The sequence below is a fragment of the Streptomyces sp. NPDC039430 genome (genome assembly GCF_055639435.1).
Genome location: NZ_JBVKAK010000012.1, coordinates 16,759 through 40,553, shown reverse-complemented (window position 1 = coordinate 40,553; position 23,795 = coordinate 16,759). Strand labels below are relative to the sequence as shown.

Here is a 23,795-nt window from a genome sequence, read left to right as displayed (position 1 = left end):
CGGCCCTGGCTTCAGAGGATCACACGAAGACCCTCGTTACGATTTGGACCTTTTGCACTGAACGTACGATGCTGGGGGTTCTGGGTTCGCCCGGACTCCCCTCTCTGGAGCCCCCACCTCTGTACGGAGCCTCTTCATGCCCCACGCCCCCGAAGGCGCGATAGAGACCCGCGGTCTGGAACCCGTCCCCGATGACGAGCGCACCGGCCATGTCCGCCAACTCTTCCCCACCTGGGTGGCCGCGAACATCAGCGTGCTGCTGCTCACGATGGGCGCCGGTCTGATCGTCTTCAACGGTCTGAACTTCTGGCAGGTGCTGACCGTCGCCGTCGCGGCGCCCGTCGTGTCGTACGGCATCGTGGGGCTGGTCTCCCTCGCCGGGAAGCGCGGCGGCTCCCCGGGTTTGGCGCTCTCCCGGGCTGTCTTCGGCCAGCGGGGGAACCTCTTCCCCGGCACGCTGATCTGGGTCGCCCGCTGGGGCTGGGAGACGATCAACGCGGTCACCGGCGCCTATGCCGTGCTGACGGTTCTCGACTTGCTCTTCGGCGTCAAGCGCGACACTCCGCTGATCGTGATCACCTTGCTGCTCTTCGTGGCCTGCACCTTCCTGGTCTCGGGGCTCGGCATCGGCGCGCTGCGGGTCTGCAGCACCTGGTCGACGTATCTCTTCGGTGCCTTCAGCGTGCTGGTGCTGGTGTATCTGGTGGTCCATACGGACTGGTCCGCGGTCTTCGGCCGGCCGGCGGGGTCGACGGCGATGATGGTCGCGGGCCTCGGGACCGTCGCGGCGGGCGGGATCAGCTGGGTGCCCTCGGGCCCGGACTTCACGCGGTATCTGCCCCGGTCCGCCTCGGGCCGGGCGGTGGTCGGCTCGACCATCGGCGGCGCGGGGATCGTGGTGCTCCCGATGGTGCTGATGGGCGCGGTGATGGCGGTCGGCACCCCGGGGCTCGCCGAGGCGCAGGACCCGGTGTCGTTCATCGGGGAGCTGCTGCCCGCCTGGATCGCGGTGCCGTATCTGCTGATCGCGCTGGTCGGTATGTTGCTGATCAACTCGATGTCGATGTATTCGGCGGGCTTCACCGCGCAGACCCTGGGCATCAAGGTGCCGCGCGCCTGGGCGGTCGGCGTGAACGCGGTGATCAGTCTGGTCCTCGGCTTCCTGCTGATGGTGGTGGCCACCAGCTTCATCGGCTCGTTCATCTCGTTCCTGACGCTGCTCGCGGTGGCGTTCTCGGCGTGGATCGGCGTCTTCGGGGTGGACATGCTGCGGCGCCGTACGTACGACGGCGCGGCGCTGATGGACACCACGCGGAGCAGCGCCTACTGGTACCGGGGCGGCTTCGCGTGGTCGGCGACGGCCGCCTGGGGTACGGCGCTGGTGGTGGGGCTGCTGTTCACCGGCGTGGACTGGTTCTCGGGCCCGCTCGCCGGGACCTGGCCCGGTGAGAACGGGCTGGGCTGGGTGATCACGACCGTCGTGGCGGCGGCTCTCTACGCCGTCCTGCCGCGCGACCGGACCACGGCCCCGGCGGCCCGCCCGCGGCCCGAGGAGGAGAGGCTGCCCGTCTGAGCCGCCCGTCCCGTCGTCCCTGGCGGGCGCGGAACCACCGGACAGCCCTCAGCCCATCTCTTCGAGCGTCTTGCCCTTCGTCTCCTTCACGAACAGCAGCACGAACGGGATCGAGAGCACGGCGAAGCAGGCGTAGATGACGTACGTGCCCGAGAGGTTCCAGTCGGCGAGGCTCGGGAAGCTCGCGGTGATGGCCCAGTTGGCGATCCACTGCGCCGAGGCCGCCACGCCGAGCGCGGCGGCGCGGATCCTGTTCGGGAACATCTCGCCGAGGAAGACCCAGACGACGACGCCCCAGGACAGCGCGAAGAAGAGTACGAACACATGGGCCGCGATCAGGGCGACGGTCCCCTCCGTGGCCGGCAGCTTGCCGTTCACCAGCGGCGCGGAGAACGCCCATGCCTCGAAGGCGAGCGCGACGGCCATACCCGAGGAGCCGACGAGCGCGAGGGGCTTCCGGCCGACCCTGTCCACCAGGACCATCGCGATCACGGTGCCGATGATGTTCACGATCGACGTGGTGAACGAGTAGAAGAACGAGCTGGACGGGTTGATGCCGACCGACTGCCAGAGCGTCGCCGAGTAGTAGAAGGCGACGTTGATGCCGACGAGCTGCTGGAACATCGACAGTCCGATGCCGACCCACACGATGGGCAGGAAGTAGAAGCGGCTGCCCTTCAAGTCCTTGAAGGTCGACTTGTGCTCGCGGCGCATGGCGTGGTCGATCTCGGCGATCCGGGCGTCCAGATCGACGCCCTTGTTCTCGACCTCGGCGAGCACCTTCCTGGCGCGGTCCACCTTGCCCACGGAGATCAGATAGCGCGGCGACTCGGGGATCGCGAGGGAGAGCAGGCCGTACAGGAGCGCCGGCACGACCATCACGCCGAGCATCCACTGCCAGGCCTCCAGGCCCAGCAGCTTGCCGCGCTGGTCGCCGTCGGCGAGCTGGAGGATGCCGAAGTTGACCAGCTGGGAGACGGCGATACCGATCACGATCGCGGCCTGCTGGAAGGAGCCGAGCCGGCCCCGGTAGGCGGCCGGGGAGACCTCGGCGATGTACGCGGGGCCGATCACCGACGCCATACCGATCGCGAAGCCGCCGATGATCCGCCACGCCGCCAGGTCGTAGATGTCGAACGGCAGCGCGGAGCCGACGGCGCTGACGGTGAAGAGGCCCGCCGAGATCTGCATACAGCGGATACGGCCGATCCGGTCGGCGATCCGGCCCGCCGTGGCGGCGCCGATCGCGCAGCCGATCAGGGCGATGGCGATGACCTGCGCGAGTGCCGCCGAGCCGATGTCGTATCTGCTCCTGATGGCTTCGACGGCGCCGTTGATCACCGAGCTGTCGTAGCCGAAGAGGAAGCCCCCCATCGCGGCGGCGGCCGTGATGAAGATGACATGGCCGAGGTGTTCCGGCGCGGCCGTACGGCCTCCGGACGGCGGTACCTGCGCGGTGTCGGTCACGTGTACTCCTGGTGCCGCCCGGCTGCCGTCGCCGGGCGTGGGGTGGGCGAGCCTTTCCAGTGGGTCACACCTTGCCCCCGGCCACCACTTGTACGCCTGCCCGGCGCGGATCCGCAGGTGATACGGGGTCAGCGCAGCCGCTGGCTGATGACCTTGGAGACCCCGTCGCCCTGCATGGAGACCCCGTACAGCGCGTCCGCGACCTCCATCGTCCGCTTCTGATGCGTGATCACGATCAGCTGGGAGCTCTCCTGGAGCTCCTGCATGATGCGGATGAGCCGCTGGAGGTTGGTGTCGTCGAGCGCCGCCTCGACCTCGTCCATCACATAGAACGGGCTCGGCCGCGCCTTGAAGATCGACACCAGCAACGCCACGGCCGTCAGGGACCGTTCGCCGCCGGAGAGCAGCGACAGCCGCTTGACCTTCTTGCCCGGCGGCCTGGCCTCCACGTCCACCCCGGTGGTGAGCATGTTCTCGGGGTCGGTGAGGATGAGCCGCCCCTCGCCGCCGGGGAAGAGCCGCGAGAAGACCCCCTCGAACTGCTCCGCCGTGTCCCGGTACGCCTCCGTGAAGACCTGCTCGACGCGTTCGTCGACCTCCTTCACCACGAGCAGCAGATCCGCCCGGGTCTTCTTCAGGTCTTCGAGCTGCTCGGAGAGGAACTTGTGGCGTTCCTCCAGCGCCGCGAACTCCTCCAGGGCGAGCGGATTCACCTTTCCGAGCTGCTGATGCGCCCGTTCGGCCGCCTTGAGCCGCTTCTCCTGCTCGGCTCGTACATACGGCCTGGGCTGGTTGCGCGGATCCGCCGGGTCCTCGGGCAGCTGTTCGCCCTCGGCGGGCGGGGACGGCGGTACGAGCTGACCGGGGCCGTACTCCGCGATCAGCCCGGCCGGCTCCACCCCCAGCTCCTCCAGGGCCTTGGCCTCCAGCTGCTCGATCCGCATCCGCTTCTCGGCGCCGAGCACCTCGCCCCGGTGCACGGAGTCGGTGAGCTTGTCCAGTTCGGCCTTGAGGTCGCGGCCCTGGCCGCGCTCGGCGGCCAGTTCGCGTTCGCGTTCGGCCTTGGCGGCTTCGGCGGCGACGCGCTCGGCCCCGGCCCGTACGACCGACACCTCCACATGCGCCAGCAGCTGCCGGGCGCCGGCCGCCACGGCCCCGGCCACGTGGGCCTCGTGGCGCAGCCGGGCGCGCCGCTGTTCCGCGCGGGCCCGCGCCTCGCGTTCGGCGCGTGCGCCACGGTCGAGCGCGTCGGCCCGGCCCGCGAGCCCCTTCACCCGCTCCTCGTGGGTGCGGACCTGGAGCCGGGCCTCCATCTCGGTCTGCCGGGCGTTGGCGCCGTCGGCCGCGAGCCGGTCCCGTACGGAGGTGTCCGGTTCCTCCTGGACCGGGGCCTCCTCGGCGACCAGCAGCCGTTCCGCGAGTTCCTCCGCCTCCTCGGTGGCGCGCTCCAGCGCCTCCTGGGCCTTGGCGGCGGCCGCGGTCGTGCGCTCGGCCTCGCCGGCCGCCGCGCGGGCCTGCCCGGAGAGCCGTCCCAGCCGTCCGGACACCGCGGACTTCTCCCGGTCTGCGGCCCTGCGCCGCTCCCCCAGCTCCTCCACCAGCGCCGCGCACTCGGCGCGCCGCGCGGTGGCCAGGCGCTGCGCGCCCGCCAGTTCCTCGCACCGTACGGCCAGCTCCGCCAGGTCGGCGGCGGCCTCGTCGACGGAGGCCCGCACCTCCAGCAGGCTCGGCGCGCCCGCCGAGCCGCCGTGCGCGAAGTGCGCTCCGAGCACATCGCCCTCGGCGGTCACGGCGGTGAGCGCGGGCCGCGTGGCGATGAGGTCCTCGGCGTCCTCCAGCGTCCCGACGACCACCGTGTCGCGTACGAGCCGGCGTACGGCGCCCAGCAGCTCGGCGGGTCCGCTCACCAGGTCGGAGACGTGCGGCACGGCGCCGACGGCGGTCGCGGTACGTACGGAACGGTCGGCGGTGGCGTCCGTACCGCGTCCCTCCGCCGCCGCCTGGCCCGGCACGCCGGGGGCCGGCCCCGAGCGGACCGGGGGGCCGGGCTCTTCCTCCCCGGGAGGGCCGGCCAGCAGCAGGGCCGCGCGGCCCGCGTCCCGTGCGCGCAGCAGCCGGATGGCCTCGGCCGCCGCCGTCGGACCGGCGACGGCGATCGCGTCCGCGGCGGCGCCGAGGGCGGCGGCCACCGGGATCTCGTATCCGGGGGTGACGGTGAGCAGTTCGGCGGCGGGGCCGAGCAGACCGGAGAGGCTGTCACGGGCGGCGAGCAGCGCGCCGGTGCCGTCCTTGCGGCGCAGGCCCAGGGCGAGCGCGTCGTGGCGGGCCGCGAGTGCCGCGCGTTCGCGTTCGGCCGTGGTGGCGGCCTCGCGCGCCGCCGTCAGGGCGGCCTCCGCCGCGGACAGTGCTTCGCGGGCGCTGTCGTACCGCTCGCCCAGTTCGTGGTCCTCGGCGTCCAGGCCGTCCACCTCGGCCTTGAGCTGCTCGTACTCCTCCTGGGCTGCGACCGCGCGCTCGCGCGCCTCGTCACGGGACGCGGCGAGGCGGCCGATCTCGGCCTGGGCCGAAGCCGCCCGGCCGCGGGCGGCGTTCACCTGGCCGTGCAGCCGGGCGAGGCCCTCGCGGCGGTCGGCGATCGCCCGTGCGGCGTCCTTGAGCCGGCGTTCCTCCGCGGCCAGTTGCCGTTCCAGCTCGGCGCGGTGCGCGACGGTGTCCTCGCGGGCGTGCTCGGCCGCCTCCAGCGCGGCTTCCAGTTCCGCCTCCTGCTCCCGGATGCGGGCGGCCTCGCGCTCCATGTCCTCGGGGTCGCGGCCGCGCCGCTCGTCCGTGGGGGCCGCGGTGGCGCTCTTCACCCGCGCGTCGGCCAGCGAGACCGTGCCCCGTACCCGCTCGGCGAGCTGGGACAGCTCGTACCAGGTCTGCTGGGCCCGCTGGAGGCGCGGCGCCAGCCGGCGCACCTCGTCCTCCAGCTCGGCTTCCCGGGTCAGGGCGGTCTTGAGCCGGCCCTCGGCGTCCTCCTTGCGCTGCTTCAGCTCCGCCTCGTCGGCGATCTCCGTACGGAGCGCGTCGCGCAGCCTGACCAGATCGTCGGCGAGCAGCCGGAGCCGCGCGTCGCGCAGATCCGCCTGTATGACGGCGGCCCGCCGGGCGACCGCCGCCTGCCGTCCGAGGGGTTTGAGCTGGCGGCGCAGCTCGTCGGTGAGGTCCTGGACGCGCGCCAGGTTCGCCTGCATCGAGTCCAGCTTCCGCAGCGCTTTCTCCTTGCGCTTGCGGTGTTTGAGAACTCCGGCGGCTTCTTCGATGAACGCCCGGCGTCCCATCGGGTCGGCGTGCAGTACGGAGTCGAGCTGGCCCTGGCCGACGATGACATGCATCTCGCGGCCGATACCGCTGTCGGACAGCAGTTCCTGGATATCGAGCAGGCGGCAGGTATCGCCGTTGAGCTGGTATTCGCTGCCGCCGTTGCGGAACATGATCCGCGTAATGGTGACTTCCGCGTAGTCGATGGGCAGCGCACCGTCGGAGTTGTCGATGGTCAGCGAGACCTCCGCGCGGCCGAGCGGCGGCCGTCCGGTCGTCCCGGCGAAGATCACGTCTTCCATCTTGCCGCCGCGCAGCGATTTCGCCCCCTGCTCGCCCATGACCCAGGAGAGCGCGTCCACGACATTGGACTTGCCCGAGCCGTTCGGGCCCACCACGCAGGTGATCCCCGGCTCGAAGCGCAGCGTCGTGGCGGAGGCGAAGGATTTGAACCCGCGCAGGGTCATGGCCTTGAGATGCACGCCGCCGGACTCTACCCGGCTCCGATCGTCCCTCGCCGGTTTCACCGCCGAACGCGCAGGGCACATCAGACGTTAAGAAAGGCGTGGCAGCGCCAACAATGCTTCGTACAGCGGAAGATGGAAAGAAAGAAGGGACGCCGAAGCGTCCCTTGCATATCTTGCGAGAGTGTTTCTCACCCGACCCCGAGGGGGGCTGTTGTCAGGTGAGCGCGGGCTCCGCCTGGGGTACATCAATGTCGATGCCATTGAGCAGCGACTCTCCGGGGTGCTGTGCGACGGCGGCGTTCAGCACGTCGTTCTCGGACTGGATCCGTACGAGTTCGGATTCGAGGTCCTGGACGCGCTGCTGGAGCCGTCGCATCTCGGCGAGGAGTCGCGGGTCGGAACCGCCGACATAACCGAGAAGCGCCTTTGCCATGATGAATGGTCCTCCACACTGAGTGACCGACCGGATGCGGTGTGGGTCGTGAGGGAAATCGCACCCGCGGTGCCTGGCAGTGCTTGTACTTCACTGCGGTTCTTACTGCCAAACAGCTAAGGTGCGCGGGGATTCCAGAGTCTCACCAAAAAGTTTGACGGTCAACACGATCACAGCCCGCAGGGGCGAGCGGCCCGGCGGCGGGCGCCCGCGAAGGGTGCGGCGCCGGCTCTTCCACGGGGTCCCCGGGGCGTGGAGATCATCCCTGTCCGGGCAGCCTGGCACGACTGGCGGTTCTTGGCAACCACCAGGTCACCGCCGACCCGCGCATGTGCCATCGGCCATTCCCGGGGCCTCTCGTGCCGCCCCGGACGGCGCGGTCTCAGCGGATCGCGAAGGTCTCGTAGCCGCCGCGCGGGGTGTCCCAGATCTCAGTGACTCCGTCCACACGCCCGGGTGTGTCGGCCGAGCGCAGCCATTCCAGCAGACGGTGGCAATTCTCACGCGGCCCCTCCGCGACGACCTGCACCCTGCCGTCGTCCAGATTGAGGGCGAATCCGGTGAGACCGCCGATCTCCAGAGCGTTTGCCCTGGTGAACCAGCGAAAGCCCACTCCCTGCACTCTGCCGCGTACCCAGGCCGTAAGTCGCACGTCATCTTTCATGCACGCAAGCTAACCGGCCAATTGCTTCGCGTAACCGGCGCCCCCGCAGACCATGCCGTACAGTCCCGTCGCAATAGTCTCACTCGTACGGGTGAGACCTGGACACGTTGCCGTCGAGAGCATGAGGAAGGCACATGGGACGCCACCGCCGCTCAGCCGCCGCCCCGCCCGTCGAGGACCACGTGGACGGTGCGCGCCGGAAGAGGCGGATAGCCACCCCTGTACGCACCGGTCTGCTGGGGGCCTCCGCCGCCATGGCCGTCGGAGCCGTAGCCGTCGCCTCGGGCCTGCTGCCCGGCGGCGGTGACCACTTCACGGTCGGCGGCAGCGCCAATGGCGGGCAGATACGTACCGAGGGTGCTCCGGAGCTTCAGCAGCAGGGCGGCTCGTCCGCCGGTCCGACGCGGGAGAGCCCGGCCTCGCCGAGCCGTGGCGCCGAGCGGACTCAGCCGCCGTCGGCGTCCGCCTCGCCCGCTCCGCGGAAGCCGTCCGTCACTCCTTCGAAGGAATCGACCGAGTCGACGGCCGCGCGGCCGGAGAAGAAGACGAAGCCCGCCGCGGCCCCGCCGAAGCCGAAGACCGGGATACCGTCGCGCTCCAGCGAGGCTCCGGCGCCCGAGCAGACCACCGAGCGCGCCGTGGAGGCACCCGCGGCTCCCGGTTCCAGCTCCAGTTCCTCCGAGGCGGCCGTGCTCTCCCTGGTCAACAAGGAGCGCGCGAAGGTGGGGTGCAGCCCGCTGCGGGCCGATGCCTCGCTCGGCAGGCTGGCGCAGAACTTCAGTGACGACATGGCGGAGCGCGGGTTCTTCGACCACACGGACCCGGACGGCAAGACGCCCTGGGACCGCGCCGACACCGCGGGCGTCAAGAATCTGGGCGGCGAGAACATAGCCAGGGGGCAGGCCACCGCCCAGTCCGTGATGGATTCGTGGATGAACAGCGAGGGTCATCGCGCGAACATATTGAACTGCGACTACACCCGGCTGGGTGTCGGTGTCCACACCGGCTCCGGCGGCCCGTGGTGGACGCAGGACTTCGGGTTCTGAAGTACGTCCTCCGGGCCGGCGAGGACCGGACGTCACTCGTTCGGAGTAATCGCCACTGACGGCCGCATGCGGACCGTCACCGCGGGACAGCAACCCGCATGCGAAGAATCAAACTGTTCTGTGCCGCTCTGACCCTCTTACTGGCCTGGACGGGGCTGTCGGCCCCCGTAGCCTCCGCCGCCTCCCCCGACCCGTCGGTCAGATCGGTGGTGTTGCAGCCGTGGTTCACCAACGAGACCACGCGCACGCTGACCCTGGCCGGCTCGCACGCCAGTCCGGGCTGCTTCGATCCCCCTCCTCCTCAGCGGATTCCGCCCGGCGGGCGAGTGACGTGGTTCGTCAACTGCGGCCCCCAGTACATCGAGGGCTACGTCACCTACACCGTCAACGGCAGCGGCGGCCAGGGATACGCGTACATGCCCTTCCACCTCCCGAACCCCGGCGCGGATCCCTTCGCCGGCACTCGGGCCGGGGGCCTGTTCACCCTGGACCGGCGGTACGAGCCGATCAGCAGCTCCGTGCACTACACGTTCCGCTGCCTGTCGCCCGTCTGCTGAGAGCTTGACTTACCAGATGAAAGCGCCACCTTTCGGATGGCGCTTTCGGTTGTAAAGTCACCGCCATGGACGCCTTCGATGTCTTCTCCCGGCAGTGCCCCTCGCGCACCACGCTGGAGCATGTGACGGGCCGCTGGGGCAGCCTGACGATCGGCGCCCTCCACGAGAGCCGCCTCCGCTTCAACGAACTGCGGCGGCGCGTGGACGGCGTGAGCGAGAAAATGCTCTCCCAGACCCTGCACGCGCTGGAGCGTGACGGTCTGGTGCTGCGCGAGGCGCGGCCGGTCAATCCGCCGTGGGTGGATTACGAGCTGACGCCGCTGGGCCGGGAGGTCGCCGAGCGGCTGCTCGGGCTGATCCAGCTGGTGGAGGGGCGGATGCCCGAGGTGATCTCGGCGCGCGAGCGTTACGACGCGACGCGCGGAGCCCGCTGACAGCGCGGGCAGAAGTAGCTGGACCGGTTCATCCAGGGCCGTCGGCGGATCGGTGTGCCGCAGCGGCGGCACGGCTCGTCCTCGCGTCCGTACGCGTCGAGCGACCGGTCGAAGTACCCCGATTCGCCGTTCACATTGACGTACAGGCTGTCGAAGCTGGTGCCGCCGGCGTCGAGGGCCGCGTTCATCACGTCCCGTACATGACCGAGCAGCTCCACGGCGCGGGGCCGGGGCAGCGTGGCCGTGGGGCGTTCGTAATGGAGCCGGCCGCGCCAGAGCGCCTCGTCCGCGTAGATATTGCCGACGCCGCTGATCAGCGACTGGTCGAGCAGGGCGCGCTTGACCGTCGTACGGCGCAGCTTCAGCGCGGTGAGGAAGGCGGCGTCGTCGAAGGCCGGGTCCAGCGGATCCCTGGCGATGTGCGCGATGACGTCGGGCAGTCCTTCGGGGGTGTTCTCGTGGAGGGAGAGCCCGCCGAAGGTCCGCTGGTCGACGAAGCGCAGCTCGGTCGCGAGGCTGTCGGCGAAGCGGATCCGGATACGCAGATGCTTCTCGTCGGGCGCGCTCTCGGGCTGCACCAGCAGCTGGCCGCTCATGCCGAGATGGCCGAGGATCGAGGCGTCCGTGTCGGCGAGGGGCAGCCACAGGTACTTGCCGCGCCGCCGCGCCGTACCGATGGTGTGCCCTTTGAGCTGGGCCGCGAAGTCCTCGCCGCCCGCGGTGTGCCGCCGTACCGCGCGCGGATGCAGCACCTCGGTCTCGGCGATGGTCCGGCCGCCGACCCAGCGTTCGAGTCCACGCCGGACGACTTCGACCTCGGGCAGCTCGGGCACGGGACGCTCCTGGGGGTGAAAGGGCCGGAACGGGTGCCGCCCCTCACGCCGTACGACGACGCGAGGGGCGGCACCCGGAAGGAGAGAGCAGGGACGCTCAGGCGTTGGCCGCGTCCGCGGGAGTCGGCTCCGACGGGGCCGAAGAGGTGTCGGCGGCCTCTCCTGCCGTGGCGTCGACGCTGTCGTCCGCGTCAACGTCGCCGTCGGCGTCGGTCTTCCCCGCCGCCTCCCGTTCGTCCGCCGCGGTCCGGATGGACCGCCAGGCGGACTCCGCCGCCTGCTGCTCCGCTTCCTTCTTGCTGCGGCCGGTGCCGGTGCCGTACGAGACACCACCGACGCGGGCGGCAGCAGTGAAGGTCTTCTCGTGGTCCGGACCCGTTTCCGTGACGAGATACTCGGGTACACCGAGGCTCTCCGCCGCGGTCAGCTCCTGGAGACTGGTCTTCCAGTCCAGGCCGGCCCCGAGATTCGAGGACTTCTCGATCAACGGGTCGAAGAGCCGGTGCACCAGCTCGGACGCCGCGTCGAGGCCCTGGTCGAGATAGACAGCGCCGATCACCGCTTCGAGGGTGTCGGCGAGGATGGACGCCTTGTCCCGGCCGCCCGTGCCCTCTTCGCCCCGGCCGAGCCGGATGAAGGAGCCGAGTTCCAGGCCGCGGCCCACTTCCGCAAGCGCACGCGAGTTGACCACCGCGGCCCGCAATTTGGCCAGCTGGCCTTCGGGCAGATCGGGGTGGGTGCGGTACAGCGTGTCCGTGACCACCAGGCCCAGCACCGAATCCCCGAGGAATTCGAGCCGCTCGTTGGTGGGCAGACCGCCGTTCTCGTACGCGTACGAACGATGGGTCAGCGCACGCACCAGAAGGGCGGTCTCGAGCTGATACCCGAGCCGCCCTTCCAGAAGCGTGTGGGACGAGGCTGTGCTGACATTGTCTGTCTGCTTCTTGGCATGGGACAGTTCAGACATCGCGCCTCTCACCAGCCGCTCAGACCTCGAGGACCTGGCGCTTGTTATAGGTGCCGCAGCTCGGGCACGCGATGTGCTGCAGCTTCGGCTCCTGGCAACGCTCGCACGAAACCAGGGTGGGGACCGCAGCCTTCCACTGCGACCGGCGGTGGCGCGTGTTGCTGCGCGACATCTTCCGCTTCGGAACAGCCACGGCTACTTCTCCTGCTTCTCGTCGACGCCCGCTTCGGCGCCGCCCATGTTGTCCTTCTCGCCGTCCTTGACGGTCTCGGCGAGTCCCTGCAGTGCCGCCCAACGGATGTCGACGGCGTCGTGGTGGTGGTCCGGGTTCTCGTCCAGCCTGATCCCACATGTGGAACACAGGCCGGCGCAGGTCTCCCGGCACACCGGCTGCATCGGCAGTGCGAGCACCACCGCATCACGCAGCACCGGTTCGAGGTCGAACAGGCCATCTTCGATGAAGAGTCTGTCGTCGTCCTCGCTGTACTCGGCGTCGGCTGCCGGCTCCGCACGGGTGCGGCCCCGGTCGTCGGCGTCGTGGTACGAGAACATCTCCTGGAAGTCCGCCGCCACTTCCTGGCTGAGCGGCTCCAGACACCTTACGCACTCCCCCTCGGCCGCCGCACGGGCGGTGCCCGTGACGAGCACGCCCTCCATGACGGATTCGAGGCGGAGGGTCAGCTCCACGGGCGCGTCCTCGGGCGTCCCGATCACCCCCGCGATACCGAAGTCCTTGGGGGCGGGCACCGAGCGGGTCAGCTTCTGGAGCGCACCAGGACGCCGCCCCAGCTCGTGTGTGTCGAACACGAGGGGGTCGCGGTGGTCGAGGCGCGCGTTCAGGGCTTTTCCCGCTTTCGGATCGTGAGGGGGGCCGCCACCGTCGCGGAGGCGAGCGGGCGGCATGAGTCGCGGACATACACGCGGCCGAAGAGCCAGGGTACTGGACAGGCCGCCGTAGGCCCAATCCGGCCCCTCGGGGAGACCGGGCGGGGCGCGCGGTCCCGGCGCCCCGTCCCCGCGCGGCCCCGGTGTACCGGCCGCGCGGTCTCAGTGCCCTTGCTCGTACCGGCGCAGCTGTTCGAGGTCGATCATGCTGGTGTCGAAGAGGCTGGTCTCGTCGAGGGCGCTCCGCGGCTCGTGGGCCGGGGGCAGCGCGTGCTGCTGGGGCTGGACCTCGGGCTGCTGCTGCCAGCCGTAGTTCGGGTCGTACCCCTGCGCCTGGCCGTGGCCCTGGTCCTGGCCGTATCCCTGCTGCTGGTACGCGTATGGGTCCTGCTGGTAGCCGTACGCGTCCTGCTGCTGGTACCCGCCGTAGCCGGCCTGCGTGGCGTACGCGGGGTCCTGGTAGCCGGCCTCGGCGTACTGGGGCTGCGCCGGGGCCTGGGGCGGGGTCTGCGGGTACGCGGGCTCGGCGTAGGGCTGCTGGACCGGCACCGGGGGCCGCTGCTCCGCCACGGGCTCCTGGACGCCTTCCCGGGGGCTCCCCGCGAGATCCGCCAGATAGTCCGCGTCGCTGGTGCGCCCCTGCGGGCCCGCCGCGTCCTGGGCGGCCATGTGCGCCCCGAGGTCGTCCGAGTCGGTGCGGCCGTGGAGTTTCTGCCTGCCGCGGCCGACGGCTTCGAGGGTCTTGGACAGGACGGCCTCGAAGGCGCCGAACTTGGCGTCGATGTACTCGTCGGCCCGCCGGATCAGGGTGCCGGGGTCGTCGCTGTACTCGGGGGCGTCATCGTCGTCACCGCCGGTGGCGCGGCCGAGCAGTTTCTCGCGGCCCCGGTCGACGGAGCCGATGGTCTTGGTGAGGACGACCTCGAAGTTGGCGAGCTTGGAGTCGACGTAGTCGTCGGCCTCGGCGCGGATCTCCTCGGCGTCCCTGCGCGCCTCCGCGAGGATGCGGTCGGCCTCCTCCTGGGACTGCCGGGCGACCGCGGTGTCGGAGATCAGCCCGGAGCGCTGGGCGTGCGCCGCCTCGATGATGCGCTCGGCCTCCTGGCGGGCCTGCTCGGCGAGCTGCTCCCGGCCGCCGATCAGCTCCTGGGCCTGGGCCAGCGAGCCCGGGAGCGCTTCCCGTACCTCTTCCAGCATCGCGAGCAGCTCGGCGCGGTTCACCACGCAGGACGCCGACATGGGCATGGAGCGGGCACTGCCGACCGCGTCGACGATCTCGTCGAGCTTCTTCTGTACGTCCACCGTGTGCTCGCCACTCTCTCAGCTGGTTTGGAGACGGACGCAACGACTGTACGGCCAGTTCGAGCCCGTCCGACACCGGATGACGGGCCGTCAGTTCCTCAGCGCTCGCCGAGACGCGCCAACAGGGCCGAGTGGACGGCCGCGGGCAGCAGGTGGGAAACGTCCCCGCCCCAGGTCGCGACCTCTTTGACCAGGGAGGAGGAGAGGAAGCTGTAGGTGGGGTTGGTGGGGACGAACAGGGTCTCCACCCCCGAGAGCCCGTTGTTCATCTGGGCCATCTGCAGCTCGTAGTCGAAGTCGCTGACGGCGCGCAGGCCCTTGACGATGGCCGGGATGTCGCGCTGCTTGCAGAAGTCGACGAGCAGTCCGTGGAACGCCTCGACCTCCACGTTGCCGAATTCGGCGGTGACCTCGCGGATCAGCCCGATCCGCTCCTCGATCGTGAACAGCCCCTTCTTGGACTGATTGATCATCACTGCGACATGGACGACGTCGTACAGCTTGGAGGCACGGGCGATGATGTCGAGATGTCCATTGGTGATGGGGTCGAAGGACCCCGGACAGACGGCGCGGCGCAACTTGATTCCCTCGCTCTCCGGTCCGGTCATGGTGCGTCTTCACTCGTAGAGGCGGCGCGACCGTACCAAAGCGTCCCCTCGCCGTAGCGACGGGACCGCAAGGGCTCGAAACCCTCCGGCCAGTCGAATTCCCCACCCCTGGTGCTGCGTTCCACGGTGGCGACGGCATCGCCGCTGAGCCACCCCCTTGTGCGGAGTGTGAGGAGTATCTCCCGAAGATCGTCGTCGGTGACGGCGTACGGCGGATCGAGGAAGACCACGTCGTAGGGGGTGTCCGGGACCGGTCCCGTGATGATCTGCTCGGCCTTGCCGGTACGGACCTCCGCGCCGGGCAGTCCGAGCGTCGTGACGTTGGCGCGGACGGTACGGGCGGCGCGGCTGTCGGCCTCGACGAGCAGCGCGTGCGCGGCGCCGCGGGAGAGCGCCTCCAGGCCCACGGCGCCGGATCCCGCGTACAGATCGGCGATCCGGACGCCGTCGAGGGTGCCGAGGAGCGACTCCCAGCTGGAGAAGAGGCCCTCACGCGCCCGGTCGGAGGTGGGGCGGGTGCCGGTGCCGGGCGGTACGGCGAGACGGCGTCCGCCGGCGGCACCGGCGATCACGCGGGTCATGGGAGTCGGGTCCTCGGTTCGATGGGGTCGTGTACGGGTCTGCTGCCCGACGGGTCGTGTCCGGGCCCGCGCGGGGCTCGGGCAGTGGCTCTGACCCCACGATATGGCGTATGCCCCGAGCGGGCCCGGCCCGGTGCCCGAACCCGGTCAGCCCTTGTCGAGGTACTGCTCGCGTTCGGTGTCCAGCAGGGCGTCCAGCGCCGTACGCAGCTCCGGGGAGCCCGTCAGCTCGGGATCCTCCGCGACCACCGCGGCGGCCTCCTCGCGGGCGGCGGCGATGATCTCCTCGTCCTCGATGACCGCGAGCATCCGCAGCGAGGAGCGCACCCCGGACTGGGCCTGGCCGAGGACATCGCCCTCGCGGCGCTGTTCGAGGTCGATACGGGACAGCTCGAAGCCGTCGAGCGTGGCGGCGACGGCCCCGAGCCGGGCCCTGGCGGGACTGGCCTCGGGCATGTCCGTGACCAGCAGACAGAGGCCGGGGGCCGAGCCGCGGCCGACGCGTCCGCGCAGCTGGTGCAGTTGGGAGACGCCGAACCGGTCCGCGTCCATGATCACCATGGCGGTGGCGTTCGGGACGTTCACCCCGACCTCGATGACCGTGGTCGCGACGAGCACGTCCACCTCGCCCGCGGCGAAGCGGCGCATCACGGCGTCCTTGTCGTCGGGCTGCATCCGTCCGTGCAGGATCTCGACGCGCAGCCCCTGGAGCGGTCCCCCGGCGAGCTGCCCGGCGACCTCCACGACCGCGAGCGGGGGCCGCTTCTCCGCCTCGTCCTCCTTGGACGGCTTGGACGGCTTGGACGGCTTGGAGGCGCCGGCCGGCTTGGACTGCTGGGATTTCCGGCCCGCCGTGTCGTCCTCCTCGTCGTCACCGATCCGGGGGCAGACGACATACGCCTGATGTCCCTTGCCGACCTCCTCCCGCACCCGCTCCCAGGCGCGGGCGAGGAAGTGCGGCTTGTCCTGGGCCGGGACCACATGGCTGGCGATCGGCGAGCGGCCCGCCGGGAGCTGGTCCAGGACGGAGGTCTCCAGATCGCCGAAGACGGTCATCGCGACCGTACGGGGAATGGGGGTGGCCGTCATGACCAGCAGATGCGGGGGCTGCTTGCCCTTGGAGCGGAGCGCGTCCCGCTGCTCCACGCCGAAGCGGTGCTGTTCGTCCACCACGACCAGTCCGAGGTCGTGGAAGCGCACCTTGTCCTCGATCAGCGCGTGCGTACCGATCACGATCCCGGCCTCGCCGGTGACCAGATCGAGCAGCGCCTGACGCCGCGCGGCCATGCCCATGGAGCCGGTGAGCAGCACGACCTTGGTGCCGTGCTCGGCGCCGCCGAGCATCCCTCCCTGCGCCAGCTCGCCCATCATGTCCGTGATCGAACGGTGGTGCTGCTGGGCGAGCACCTCCGTGGGCGCCAGCATGGCGGCCTGCCCGCCCGCGTCGACGACCGCGAGCATCGCCCGGAGCGCGACCAGCGTCTTGCCCGAGCCGACCTCGCCCTGGAGCAGCCGGTGCATCGGGTGTTCGGTGGCGAGGTCCGCGAAGATCTCGCCGGTGACCTTCCGCTGGCCGTCGGTGAGTGTGAAAGGCAGGTCGGCGTCGAAGGCGTCAAGCAGTCCGTCCGGCACCGGCTCGCGGGCCACGGCGGGCAGCTGCGTGTCCGCGTACCGCCGCCTTGCCAGCGCCACCTGGAGGACGAACGCCTCGTCCCACTTCAGCCGCTGTCTGGCGGACTCGATGTCCGCCCGGCTCTCGGGCCGGTGGACCTTCAGCAGCGCCTCGGGCAGCGAGGAGAACCCCCGCCCGTCGCGCAGCGCGGGCGGCAGCGGATCGACGGCTTCCGCGGCTCTGGGCAGCACCGCGTCGACCGCTTTGGTGATCTTCCAGGACTCCAGCCCCTTGCAGGCCGGATAGATCGGGATCAGCTTGCCCGCGAAGGCGTCCACGGCCTCCGCGGTGTCCTCCGTGGACCCGTCGTCGCCGGTGGCCCTGCCGAGCGGCACATAGGTGGGGTGCGCGAGCTGGAGCTTGCGGTTGAAGACGGACACCTTGCCCGCGAACATCCCGCGGCTGCCCGGTGGCAGCTCCTTGTGCGGCTTGTGGATGCCCCTGCCGAAGAAGACCAGTTGGAGCCGGCCGCTGCCGTCGGTGAGGGTGATCTCCAGCCGCTGGCCCCGGCCCTGGTTGAACGTCATGATCCGGGAGTCGGCGACCTGCGCGACCACCGTGACGTCCTCGTCCAGCGGCAGATCGGCCAGTTTGGTGAGCTGGCCGCGCTCCTCGTACCGCCTCGGGTAGTGGTGCAGCAGATCGCCGACCGTGTGCAGGCCGAGGTGTTCGGCCATCACCTTCGCGGTGGCGGGGCCGAGCGTCTTCTTGAGGGATTCATCCAGCGCGGGCACGCGATCCATTGCACACCACGCCACTGACAGGCGGCTACTCCACGCCGATGAGCAGCGGAACGGACTGCCTGCCGCCCCGGTACACCACGGTGTCGACGGCCAGATGGCCGTCCCGTACGTAGCTCTCCAGGCGGTCGGCCAGCGCGTCCGGCGCCTCGTCGCCGAGCACCAGCGTCACCAGTTCGCCGCCGGCCGCCAGCATCCGGGAGAGCACCGCCTCGGCGGTGGCGGCGAGATCGGCGCCGATCACCGCCACATCGCCGTCGATCAGCCCGAGGACGTCCCCGGCCTGGCAGATTCCCGCCGTGGTCCAGGACTGCCGTTCGGCGACGGCCAGTTCGGCGTAGCGGGTGGCGCCGGCCGCGGTGGTCATGGCGACCACGTCCTCGTCGAAACGGCGGTCGGGCTGGTGCACGGCGAGCGCGGCGATGCCCTGGACGGCGGCCCGGGTGGGGATGAGGGCGACCCGTACGCCCTCGGTACGGGCTTGTTCGGCGGCCGCGGCGGCGGTGTGCCGCAGCGCGGCGTCGTTCGGCAGGAGCACCACCTCGCGCGCGTGGGCCCGCCGGATCGCCTCGACCAGCTCGCCGCTGGCGGGCGGTTCCCCGGGGCGCGCGAGGACGGTCGTCGCGCCGGCCTCGGCGCACACCCCCGCGAGCCCCTCGCCGGGGACCACCGCCACGACGGCCCGCTGGACCCGCTCGGGCGGCTCCTCGGCGGCGGCGCCGAAGTGGGTGACGCGGATGCGGTACGGGCGTCCCGCCTCGACCCCCGCCTCCACGGCGGCGCCCGCGTCGTCGGCGTGGATGTGTACGTTCCACAGCCCGTCGCCGCCGACGACGACCAGGGAGTCGCCCAGCCCGTCGAGCCGGGTCCTGAGCCGGGCCACGGCGCGGTCGTCCGCCTCCAGCAGATAGATCACCTCGAAGGCGGGGCCGCCCCCGGGGGCGCAGTGCCCGACCGCCGGCTCGACCGCGGCCGGGTCCTCGTACCGGCGCCGGCCCATCGGGAAGGCGGCCGGGGTCTCCCCCGTGAGCGACCGCAGCAGCGCGCCCAGGACGGTGAGCAGCCCGCGCCCCCCGGCGTCGACGACCCCGGCGCGCCCGAGCACGGGCAGCTGGCCCGGAGTGGCGGCGAGCGCGGCGCGCGCTCCGGCGTACGCCGCGCGTACGGTCACTCCCGCGTCCGCCGACCCGCTGCGTTCCGCCGCCTCCGCGGCGGCGGAGGCCACGCTCAGGATCGTGCCCTCGACGGGGTGCGCGACGGCCTCACGGGCCAGCCCGGCGGCCCGTCGCAGCGCCGGGGCGAGCCGCTCCCCGCCGGCCCCCCCGGGATCCGCGGGCGCCGCGTCCGCCAGCACCTCCGCCATCCCGCGCAGCAGCTGCGCCAGGATCGTCCCGGAATTCCCCCGGGCACCGATCAGCGCGCCATGCGCCATGGCCCGCACGGCATCGGCCGGCGCGGGCTCCGAGGAGCCGGTCTCATGGGCCGCGAAGACGGCCTCGACCGCCTGCGCCGCGGACTCCACGGTCAGATACAGATTGGTGCCCGTGTCACCGTCGGCGACCGGATAGACATTGATCGCGTCGATCTCCTCGCGCTCCCGGCCGAGGGCCTCCAGCGCCAGCGAGCACCAGCTCCGTACCGCTGCTGCGTCGAGGGTCTGCGGCACCTGAGGGTCCTCCTTGAGCGGCCTGGATGCGGGCTGCACGCAGGGTAGCCCGGGGACGGGAGGCGAACAGCGGGCCAACCTGGAGGAACGGAGCCGCTGCGCGTCATGGTAGTTTTCTTGTACCGAGGCAGGCGTTGTATGCTGCTGCGGTTGCCCGATGAGAGTCGGGCCAATCCCCCGGCAACGCCACATCAGTCACTGATTCCCGGCACGCCGGATTTCTCTGTACGAGCATCTGAAGTCTTTGGAGTGACCCGTGGCTGCCAACTGCGACGTCTGCGGCAAGGGGCCGGGCTTCGGCAACAACATTTCGCACTCGCACCGCCGTACGTCCCGTCGCTGGAACCCGAACATCCAGCGCGTGCGTGCCGTGGTCGGTCGGACGCCGAAGCGGCTCAACGTCTGCACATCGTGCATCAAGGCCGGCAAGGTCTCGCGCTGACGCCTGCGTCGTAGCGCAGCCCCTGCGGTTGCCTTGAAAAGCCGGTCCACCTCGGTGGGCCGGCTTTTTGCCGTGCTCGGACCCGTGCTCGGGACGCCGTACTCCGACGCCATGCTCGGGCGGGCCTTCCCGGACGGCGCCGCCAGGCGTCACCGTCAGCGCAGACGCCACAGGTGATCCACCGGGCCGATCCCCGCGCCCAGCGGAAAGCCGTGCGTGATCGCGCCCGTCACATACTCCTTGGCCGCCCGGACGGCCGCCACGACGCCCTGCCCCCTGGCCAGGCCCGAGGCGATCGCCGACGCGTAGGTGCAGCCCGTCCCGTGCGTGTGCCGGCTGTCGTGGCGTGGTGCCCGCAGCCAGTGCTCCTCGGTGCCGTCGGTCAGCAGGTCCACCGCGTCCCCCGGCAGATGCCCGCCCTTGATCAGCGCCCAGCGCGGCCCGAATTCGAGGACGGCGCGGGCCGCGCGCCGCAGCCCCGTCTCGTCCTCCACCCGTACGCCGGTGAGCTGGGCCACCTCGTCCAGGTTGGGGGTGGCGACGTCCGCGACCGGCAGCAGCTTCGTCCGTACGCCGTCCAGCGCCGAGGCGGCCAGCAGCGGATCACCGTGCTTGGAGACGCCGACGGGGTCGACGACCACGGGGGCGTCGGTCCCGGCGAGCAGTTCCGCGACGGCCGCGACCAGTTCGGCGGAGGAGAGCATGCCGGTCTTCACGGCCTGGACGCCGATGTCGTCGACGACGGCTCGGTACTGGGCCCGTACGGCCTCCACCGGCAGCTCCCAGGCGCCGTGCACACCCAGGGAGTTCTGTGCCGTCACCGCCGTGAGCACGCTCATGCCGTGCGTTCCGAACGCCAGCATGGTCTTCAGATCCGCCTGGATGCCCGCACCGCCGCCGGAGTCCGATCCGGCGACGGTGAGCACGCGCGGTGGTACGGACGGTGGCGTCACACGTTCAGATATCGGCATGGTGCCGAATCTACCGGGCGTCCTCGATGTCTCCGAAGTGGTCCCAGCCGCCCTTGCTGGTCCAGGGCGCCCCGTCGACGGTCACCTGCGGCAGCGCGGACGGGTTGAGGACCTCCCCGATCACCTTCCAGCGGGCCGGCAGCTTCACGTCCGGCGGGAACGTGGCGACGATCGCGTGGTCCTCGCCGCCCGTCAGCACCCACTGGAGCGGGTCGATCCCGACCGCCTGGCCGATGTCGTTCATCTGCGAGGGGATGTCGATCAGACCGGAGCGCAGGTCGATACGGACCTTGCTGGCCTCGGCGATATGGCCGATGTCCGCGACGAGTCCGTCACTGACGTCGGTCATGGCGGTGGCGCCGAGCCCGGCCGCCGCGGGGCCCGCGTGGTACGGCGGCTCCGGCCTGCGGTGCGCCTCCACGAAGGCGCGGGGCGAGCGGAAGCCGCGCGAGAGCACCGCGTGCCCGGCCGCCGACCAGCCCAACCAGCCGGTGTACGCGATGACATCGCCCGGCCGCGCGCCGGACCGGGTGACCGGCTCGTGGTTGCGGAGATCACCGAGCGCCGTGATGGCGATGGTGATCGTGTCGCCGCGTACGACATCACCGCCGACCACGGCCGCGCCCGCGACCTGGCACTCGTCGCGGATGCCGTCCATCAGCTCGGTGGGCCAGGTGACCGGGAGTTCGGCCGGAACGACCAGGCCGAGGAGCAGCGCGGTGGGGACCGCGCCCATCGCCGCGATGTCGGCGAGGTTCTGCGCGGCCGCCTTCCGGCCGACGTCGTACGCCGTCGACCAGTCACGGCGGAAGTGCCGCCCCTCCAGCAACAGGTCCGTACTCGCCACGACCCTGCGGTCGGGCGCGGCCACGACCGCGGCGTCGTCGCCCGGCCCGAGCCGGACCGCCGGGGTGGTGGTGAGCCGGGAGGTGAGTTCTCTGATGAGACCGAACTCCCCCAACTCGCCCACGGTTCCCTTCACCGAGTCTCCCCTCTCATCACCGGGCCGCACACGCGGTCGCGGTCCTTCACTGCTGTCGGTACCGTCATGAGTCGCGTCAACTTCGTCTTCCGTACGCCACCCTGCGGGCGCCACCCGGGACCCGGGTCTCCCCGCCGCACTCGGCGACGCGATACCGTGGCGTCTCTTTCCCCCACATGATCCTCGTGGCCGCCCTGGAGGTTCCGTGGTACAGGCGTACATCCTTATCCAGACCGAGGTGGGAAAGGCGACGACCGTCGCCGAGACCATCGCCAAGATTCCGGGAGTTATCCAGGCCGAGGACGTCACCGGTCCCTATGACGTGATCGTGCGCGCTCAGGCGGACACCGTCGATGAGCTGGGCCGCATGGTGGTCGCGAAAATCCAGCAAGTGGAAGGCATCACCCGCACCCTGACCTGCCCGGTCGTGCACTTGTAGCCCCCGTCTACCCTTGGCCGGTGACCATTTCCTGTCGCCCGCCGTTCCGCCGCAGGCTATCCGGCCGTCCGCTCGTCCGCCTGTCCGCCGTCGTTCTGCTGGCGGCGGTGGCGGGCTGTTCCTCCCCCGACGCGTCGGTGTCGGTCGCGGTTCCCCGTCCGCCCGCGGACGAGGCGACGCTGTGCCGGGCTCTCCACAAGGAGCTGCCGAAGACCGTCTCCGGCCTCGGCCGGGCCGATCCCGAGCCGTCGTCCGAACTGACCGCCGGGTGGGGGGACGCCGCGATCGTACTGCGCTGCGGTGTCCCCCGGCCCGCGGGGATGAGTGATGCCCAGTCGGACGCGGTGGAGGCGAACGGCGTCAACTGGATGCTGGAGGAACGGGACTCGGGGCCCCGCTTCACCACCACGTACCGCAAGACGTACGTCGAGGTCACCATGGACGAGCGGTTCAGGCATGACTCCACCCCGCTCGCCGAGCTGGCCGAGCCGGTCAGGAAGACGATCCCGTCCAGTCTGTGACCGGACGCGACCGACGGTGACCGGACACGTCCGGCGGGCCCTATCACCAGGGCCGCATACGGGGGTCAGCGCAGCCCGGTGGGCCGGCGCAGCGCCGCCTGGATCAGCCGGTCGATCAGCTCCGGGTAACCGACCCCGCTCTCCTGCCACATCCGCGGGAACATCGAGATCGGTGTGAAGCCCGGCAGCGTATTGATCTCGTTGATGACGAACTCGCCGTCCTCGGTGAGGAAGAAGTCCGCGCGGACCAGGCCCTCGCAGGAGGCGGCCTCGAACGCCTCGACGGCGAGCCGCTGCACCTCGGCCGTCTGCTCCTCGGTGAGGGGCGCGGGCACCAGGCCGGTGGCCGAGTCGATGTACTTGGCCTCGAAGTCGTAGAAGTCGTGCGCCGTGACCGGCGGGATCTCGGCGGGCACGCTGGCCCGGGGGCCGTCCTCGAACTCCAGCACTCCGCACTCGATCTCGCGGCCCCGCAGCAGCGACTCCACCAGGATCTTGGGGTCGTGGCGCTGGGCCTCGGTGATCGCCTCGTCGAGCCCCGAGGCGTCCTCGACCTTGGTGATCCCCATGGAGGATCCGGCGCGGGCGGGCTTCACGAAGAGCGGCCAGCCGTGCTCGGCGGCGAAGTCGGTGATCTTCGCGCGGGCGGCGGCGCCCTTGGCTCCTTCGGGGCCCTGCTCCCATTCGCGGGGGCGGATCACCAGATACGGGCCGACGGGCAGCCCGAAGGAGGTGAACACCCGCTTCATGTACTCCTTGTCCTGCCCGACGGCGGAGGCGAGGACGCCCGCGCCGACGTACGGCACACCGGAGAGTTCCAGCAGGCCCTGGAGGGTGCCGTCCTCTCCGTACGGGCCGTGCAGTACGGGGAAGACGACGTCGACCTCGCCCAGCGCCTTGGGTACGGAACCCGGCTCGCTGTAGACGACCTCGCGGTTGCCCGGGTCGATGGAGAGGACGACGGCGCCGTCGGTGGACTCGGCGATCTGGTCGACGCTCGGCAGCGCGCGGTCGGCGATGGCCATCCGCTCCGGGTCGTCGGCGGTGAGCGCCCAGCGGCCGTCGGTGGTGATGCCGATGGGCAGGACGTCGTACTTCGTCCGGTCGATGGACCGCAGCACGGCCCCGGCCGTGACGACGGAAATGGCGTGCTCGGAGCTCCGGCCGCCGAAGACGACGGCCACGCGCGGCTTGCGGAGCTGCTGCTCAGGGCTCTGGGGGGAGTTCTCGCTGCTCATATCGCGA

The 23,795-nt window shown here is 71.0% G+C and carries 23 protein-coding genes; 7 read left to right on the top strand and 16 right to left on the bottom strand.

Features of this window, described 5'->3' with window-relative positions:
• The first annotated feature begins 136 nt into the window (after window positions 1-136).
• Entirely contained in the window at window positions 137-1,573 is a 1,437-nt protein-coding gene (locus tag ACZ7LS_RS26925) for a cytosine permease (protein ID WP_385133378.1), read from the top strand.
• A 48-nt stretch (window positions 1,574-1,621) separates the two neighbouring features.
• Here ACZ7LS_RS26925 and ACZ7LS_RS26920 read toward each other — a convergent pair whose 3' ends face one another.
• The 4 genes from ACZ7LS_RS26920 to ACZ7LS_RS26905 all read right to left on the bottom strand — a co-directional run bounded on the left by ACZ7LS_RS26920 (window position 1,622) and on the right by ACZ7LS_RS26905 (window position 7,904).
• The gene (locus ACZ7LS_RS26920; protein WP_382664668.1) at window positions 1,622-3,040 is read right to left on the bottom strand and encodes a sugar porter family MFS transporter; all 1,419 of its coding nucleotides are present in this window, start codon (window positions 3,038-3,040) and stop codon (window positions 1,622-1,624) included.
• A 128-nt stretch (window positions 3,041-3,168) separates the two neighbouring features.
• Window positions 3,169-6,822: an AAA family ATPase gene (locus ACZ7LS_RS26915; RefSeq protein ID WP_382517200.1), complete on the bottom strand. Its 3,654-nt coding sequence runs from the start codon at window positions 6,820-6,822 to the stop codon at window positions 3,169-3,171.
• A 199-nt stretch (window positions 6,823-7,021) separates the two neighbouring features.
• Entirely contained in the window at window positions 7,022-7,240 is a 219-nt protein-coding gene (locus ACZ7LS_RS26910) for a hypothetical protein (protein ID WP_030351764.1), read from the bottom strand.
• A 382-nt stretch (window positions 7,241-7,622) separates the two neighbouring features.
• Window positions 7,623-7,904, bottom strand: coding sequence for an acylphosphatase (locus ACZ7LS_RS26905; RefSeq protein WP_129772221.1), 282 nt, complete (start codon window positions 7,902-7,904; stop codon window positions 7,623-7,625).
• 134 nt (window positions 7,905-8,038) lie between these two features.
• Here ACZ7LS_RS26905 and ACZ7LS_RS26900 point away from each other — a divergent pair, with 134 nt between their 5' ends.
• The 3 genes from ACZ7LS_RS26900 to ACZ7LS_RS26890 all read left to right on the top strand — a co-directional run bounded on the left by ACZ7LS_RS26900 (window position 8,039) and on the right by ACZ7LS_RS26890 (window position 9,941).
• Window positions 8,039-8,950: a CAP domain-containing protein gene (locus ACZ7LS_RS26900; RefSeq protein WP_385133373.1), complete on the top strand. Its 912-nt coding sequence runs from the start codon at window positions 8,039-8,041 to the stop codon at window positions 8,948-8,950.
• Window positions 8,951-9,048: 98 nt separating this feature from the next.
• Window positions 9,049-9,507 (top strand): hypothetical protein, encoded by a 459-nt coding sequence (locus tag ACZ7LS_RS26895; RefSeq protein WP_382517207.1) that lies wholly within the window; start codon window positions 9,049-9,051, stop codon window positions 9,505-9,507.
• Window positions 9,508-9,572: 65 nt separating this feature from the next.
• Window positions 9,573-9,941, top strand: coding sequence for a winged helix-turn-helix transcriptional regulator (locus ACZ7LS_RS26890; protein WP_382517210.1), 369 nt, complete (start codon window positions 9,573-9,575; stop codon window positions 9,939-9,941).
• Here ACZ7LS_RS26890 and mutM read toward each other — a convergent pair.
• The 9 genes from mutM to ACZ7LS_RS26845 form a co-directional block, all read right to left on the bottom strand.
• On the bottom strand, window positions 9,914-10,774 hold the full coding sequence (mutM, locus tag ACZ7LS_RS26885) for a bifunctional DNA-formamidopyrimidine glycosylase/DNA-(apurinic or apyrimidinic site) lyase (protein ID WP_382664675.1): 861 nt from the start codon (window positions 10,772-10,774) through the stop codon (window positions 9,914-9,916). The two genes, ACZ7LS_RS26890 and mutM, sit on opposite strands and share 28 nt — an antisense overlap.
• 97 nt (window positions 10,775-10,871) lie before the next feature.
• Complete coding sequence (gene rnc, locus ACZ7LS_RS26880; RefSeq protein ID WP_382517215.1) at window positions 10,872-11,741, bottom strand: ribonuclease III; 870 nt, start codon at window positions 11,739-11,741, stop codon at window positions 10,872-10,874.
• Window positions 11,742-11,760: 19 nt separating this feature from the next.
• Window positions 11,761-11,934: a 50S ribosomal protein L32 gene (rpmF, locus tag ACZ7LS_RS26875; protein WP_003965982.1), complete on the bottom strand. Its 174-nt coding sequence runs from the start codon at window positions 11,932-11,934 to the stop codon at window positions 11,761-11,763.
• 2 nt (window positions 11,935-11,936) lie between these two features.
• Window positions 11,937-12,644 (bottom strand): YceD family protein, encoded by a 708-nt coding sequence (locus ACZ7LS_RS26870; RefSeq protein WP_382517219.1) that lies wholly within the window; start codon window positions 12,642-12,644, stop codon window positions 11,937-11,939.
• A 144-nt stretch (window positions 12,645-12,788) separates the two neighbouring features.
• Window positions 12,789-13,928: an ATP synthase F0 subunit B gene (locus ACZ7LS_RS26865; RefSeq protein ID WP_382517221.1), complete on the bottom strand. Its 1,140-nt coding sequence runs from the start codon at window positions 13,926-13,928 to the stop codon at window positions 12,789-12,791.
• 98 nt (window positions 13,929-14,026) lie between these two features.
• On the bottom strand, window positions 14,027-14,506 hold the full coding sequence (gene coaD, locus ACZ7LS_RS26860; RefSeq protein WP_193564124.1) for a pantetheine-phosphate adenylyltransferase: 480 nt from the start codon (window positions 14,504-14,506) through the stop codon (window positions 14,027-14,029).
• 26 nt (window positions 14,507-14,532) lie between these two features.
• Entirely contained in the window at window positions 14,533-15,117 is a 585-nt protein-coding gene (rsmD, locus tag ACZ7LS_RS26855; RefSeq protein WP_382517223.1) for a 16S rRNA (guanine(966)-N(2))-methyltransferase RsmD, read from the bottom strand.
• 147 nt (window positions 15,118-15,264) lie between these two features.
• The gene (gene recG / locus ACZ7LS_RS26850) at window positions 15,265-17,532 is read right to left on the bottom strand and encodes an ATP-dependent DNA helicase RecG (protein WP_385133368.1); all 2,268 of its coding nucleotides are present in this window, start codon (window positions 17,530-17,532) and stop codon (window positions 15,265-15,267) included.
• A 25-nt stretch (window positions 17,533-17,557) separates the two neighbouring features.
• Window positions 17,558-19,195: a DAK2 domain-containing protein gene (locus tag ACZ7LS_RS26845; protein WP_385133365.1), complete on the bottom strand. Its 1,638-nt coding sequence runs from the start codon at window positions 19,193-19,195 to the stop codon at window positions 17,558-17,560.
• 256 nt (window positions 19,196-19,451) lie between these two features.
• On the opposite strand from ACZ7LS_RS26845, the gene rpmB reads away from it, so the two are divergent.
• Entirely contained in the window at window positions 19,452-19,637 is a 186-nt protein-coding gene (gene rpmB, locus ACZ7LS_RS26840) for a 50S ribosomal protein L28 (protein WP_003957616.1), read from the top strand.
• A 155-nt stretch (window positions 19,638-19,792) separates the two neighbouring features.
• Here rpmB and thiD read toward each other — a convergent pair whose 3' ends face one another.
• Complete coding sequence (thiD, locus tag ACZ7LS_RS26835; RefSeq protein WP_382664681.1) at window positions 19,793-20,608, bottom strand: bifunctional hydroxymethylpyrimidine kinase/phosphomethylpyrimidine kinase; 816 nt, start codon at window positions 20,606-20,608, stop codon at window positions 19,793-19,795.
• Window positions 20,609-20,618: 10 nt separating this feature from the next.
• Window positions 20,619-21,590: a thiamine-phosphate kinase gene (locus tag ACZ7LS_RS26830; protein WP_382517235.1), complete on the bottom strand. Its 972-nt coding sequence runs from the start codon at window positions 21,588-21,590 to the stop codon at window positions 20,619-20,621.
• Between the two features lie 205 nt (window positions 21,591-21,795).
• Between ACZ7LS_RS26830 and ACZ7LS_RS26825 the strand changes: the two genes are divergently transcribed.
• Together ACZ7LS_RS26825 and ACZ7LS_RS26820 are read left to right on the top strand one after the other, a co-directional pair.
• Window positions 21,796-22,029 (top strand): Lrp/AsnC family transcriptional regulator, encoded by a 234-nt coding sequence (locus ACZ7LS_RS26825; protein ID WP_030351778.1) that lies wholly within the window; start codon window positions 21,796-21,798, stop codon window positions 22,027-22,029.
• Window positions 22,030-22,055: 26 nt separating this feature from the next.
• Window positions 22,056-22,550, top strand: coding sequence for a DUF3515 domain-containing protein (locus ACZ7LS_RS26820; RefSeq protein ID WP_382665033.1), 495 nt, complete (start codon window positions 22,056-22,058; stop codon window positions 22,548-22,550).
• Window positions 22,551-22,615: 65 nt separating this feature from the next.
• On the opposite strand, the gene ACZ7LS_RS26815 is transcribed toward ACZ7LS_RS26820, so the two are convergent.
• On the bottom strand, window positions 22,616-23,788 hold the full coding sequence (locus ACZ7LS_RS26815) for a D-alanine--D-alanine ligase family protein (protein WP_382517239.1): 1,173 nt from the start codon (window positions 23,786-23,788) through the stop codon (window positions 22,616-22,618).
• Window positions 23,789-23,795: the final 7 nt, after the last annotated feature.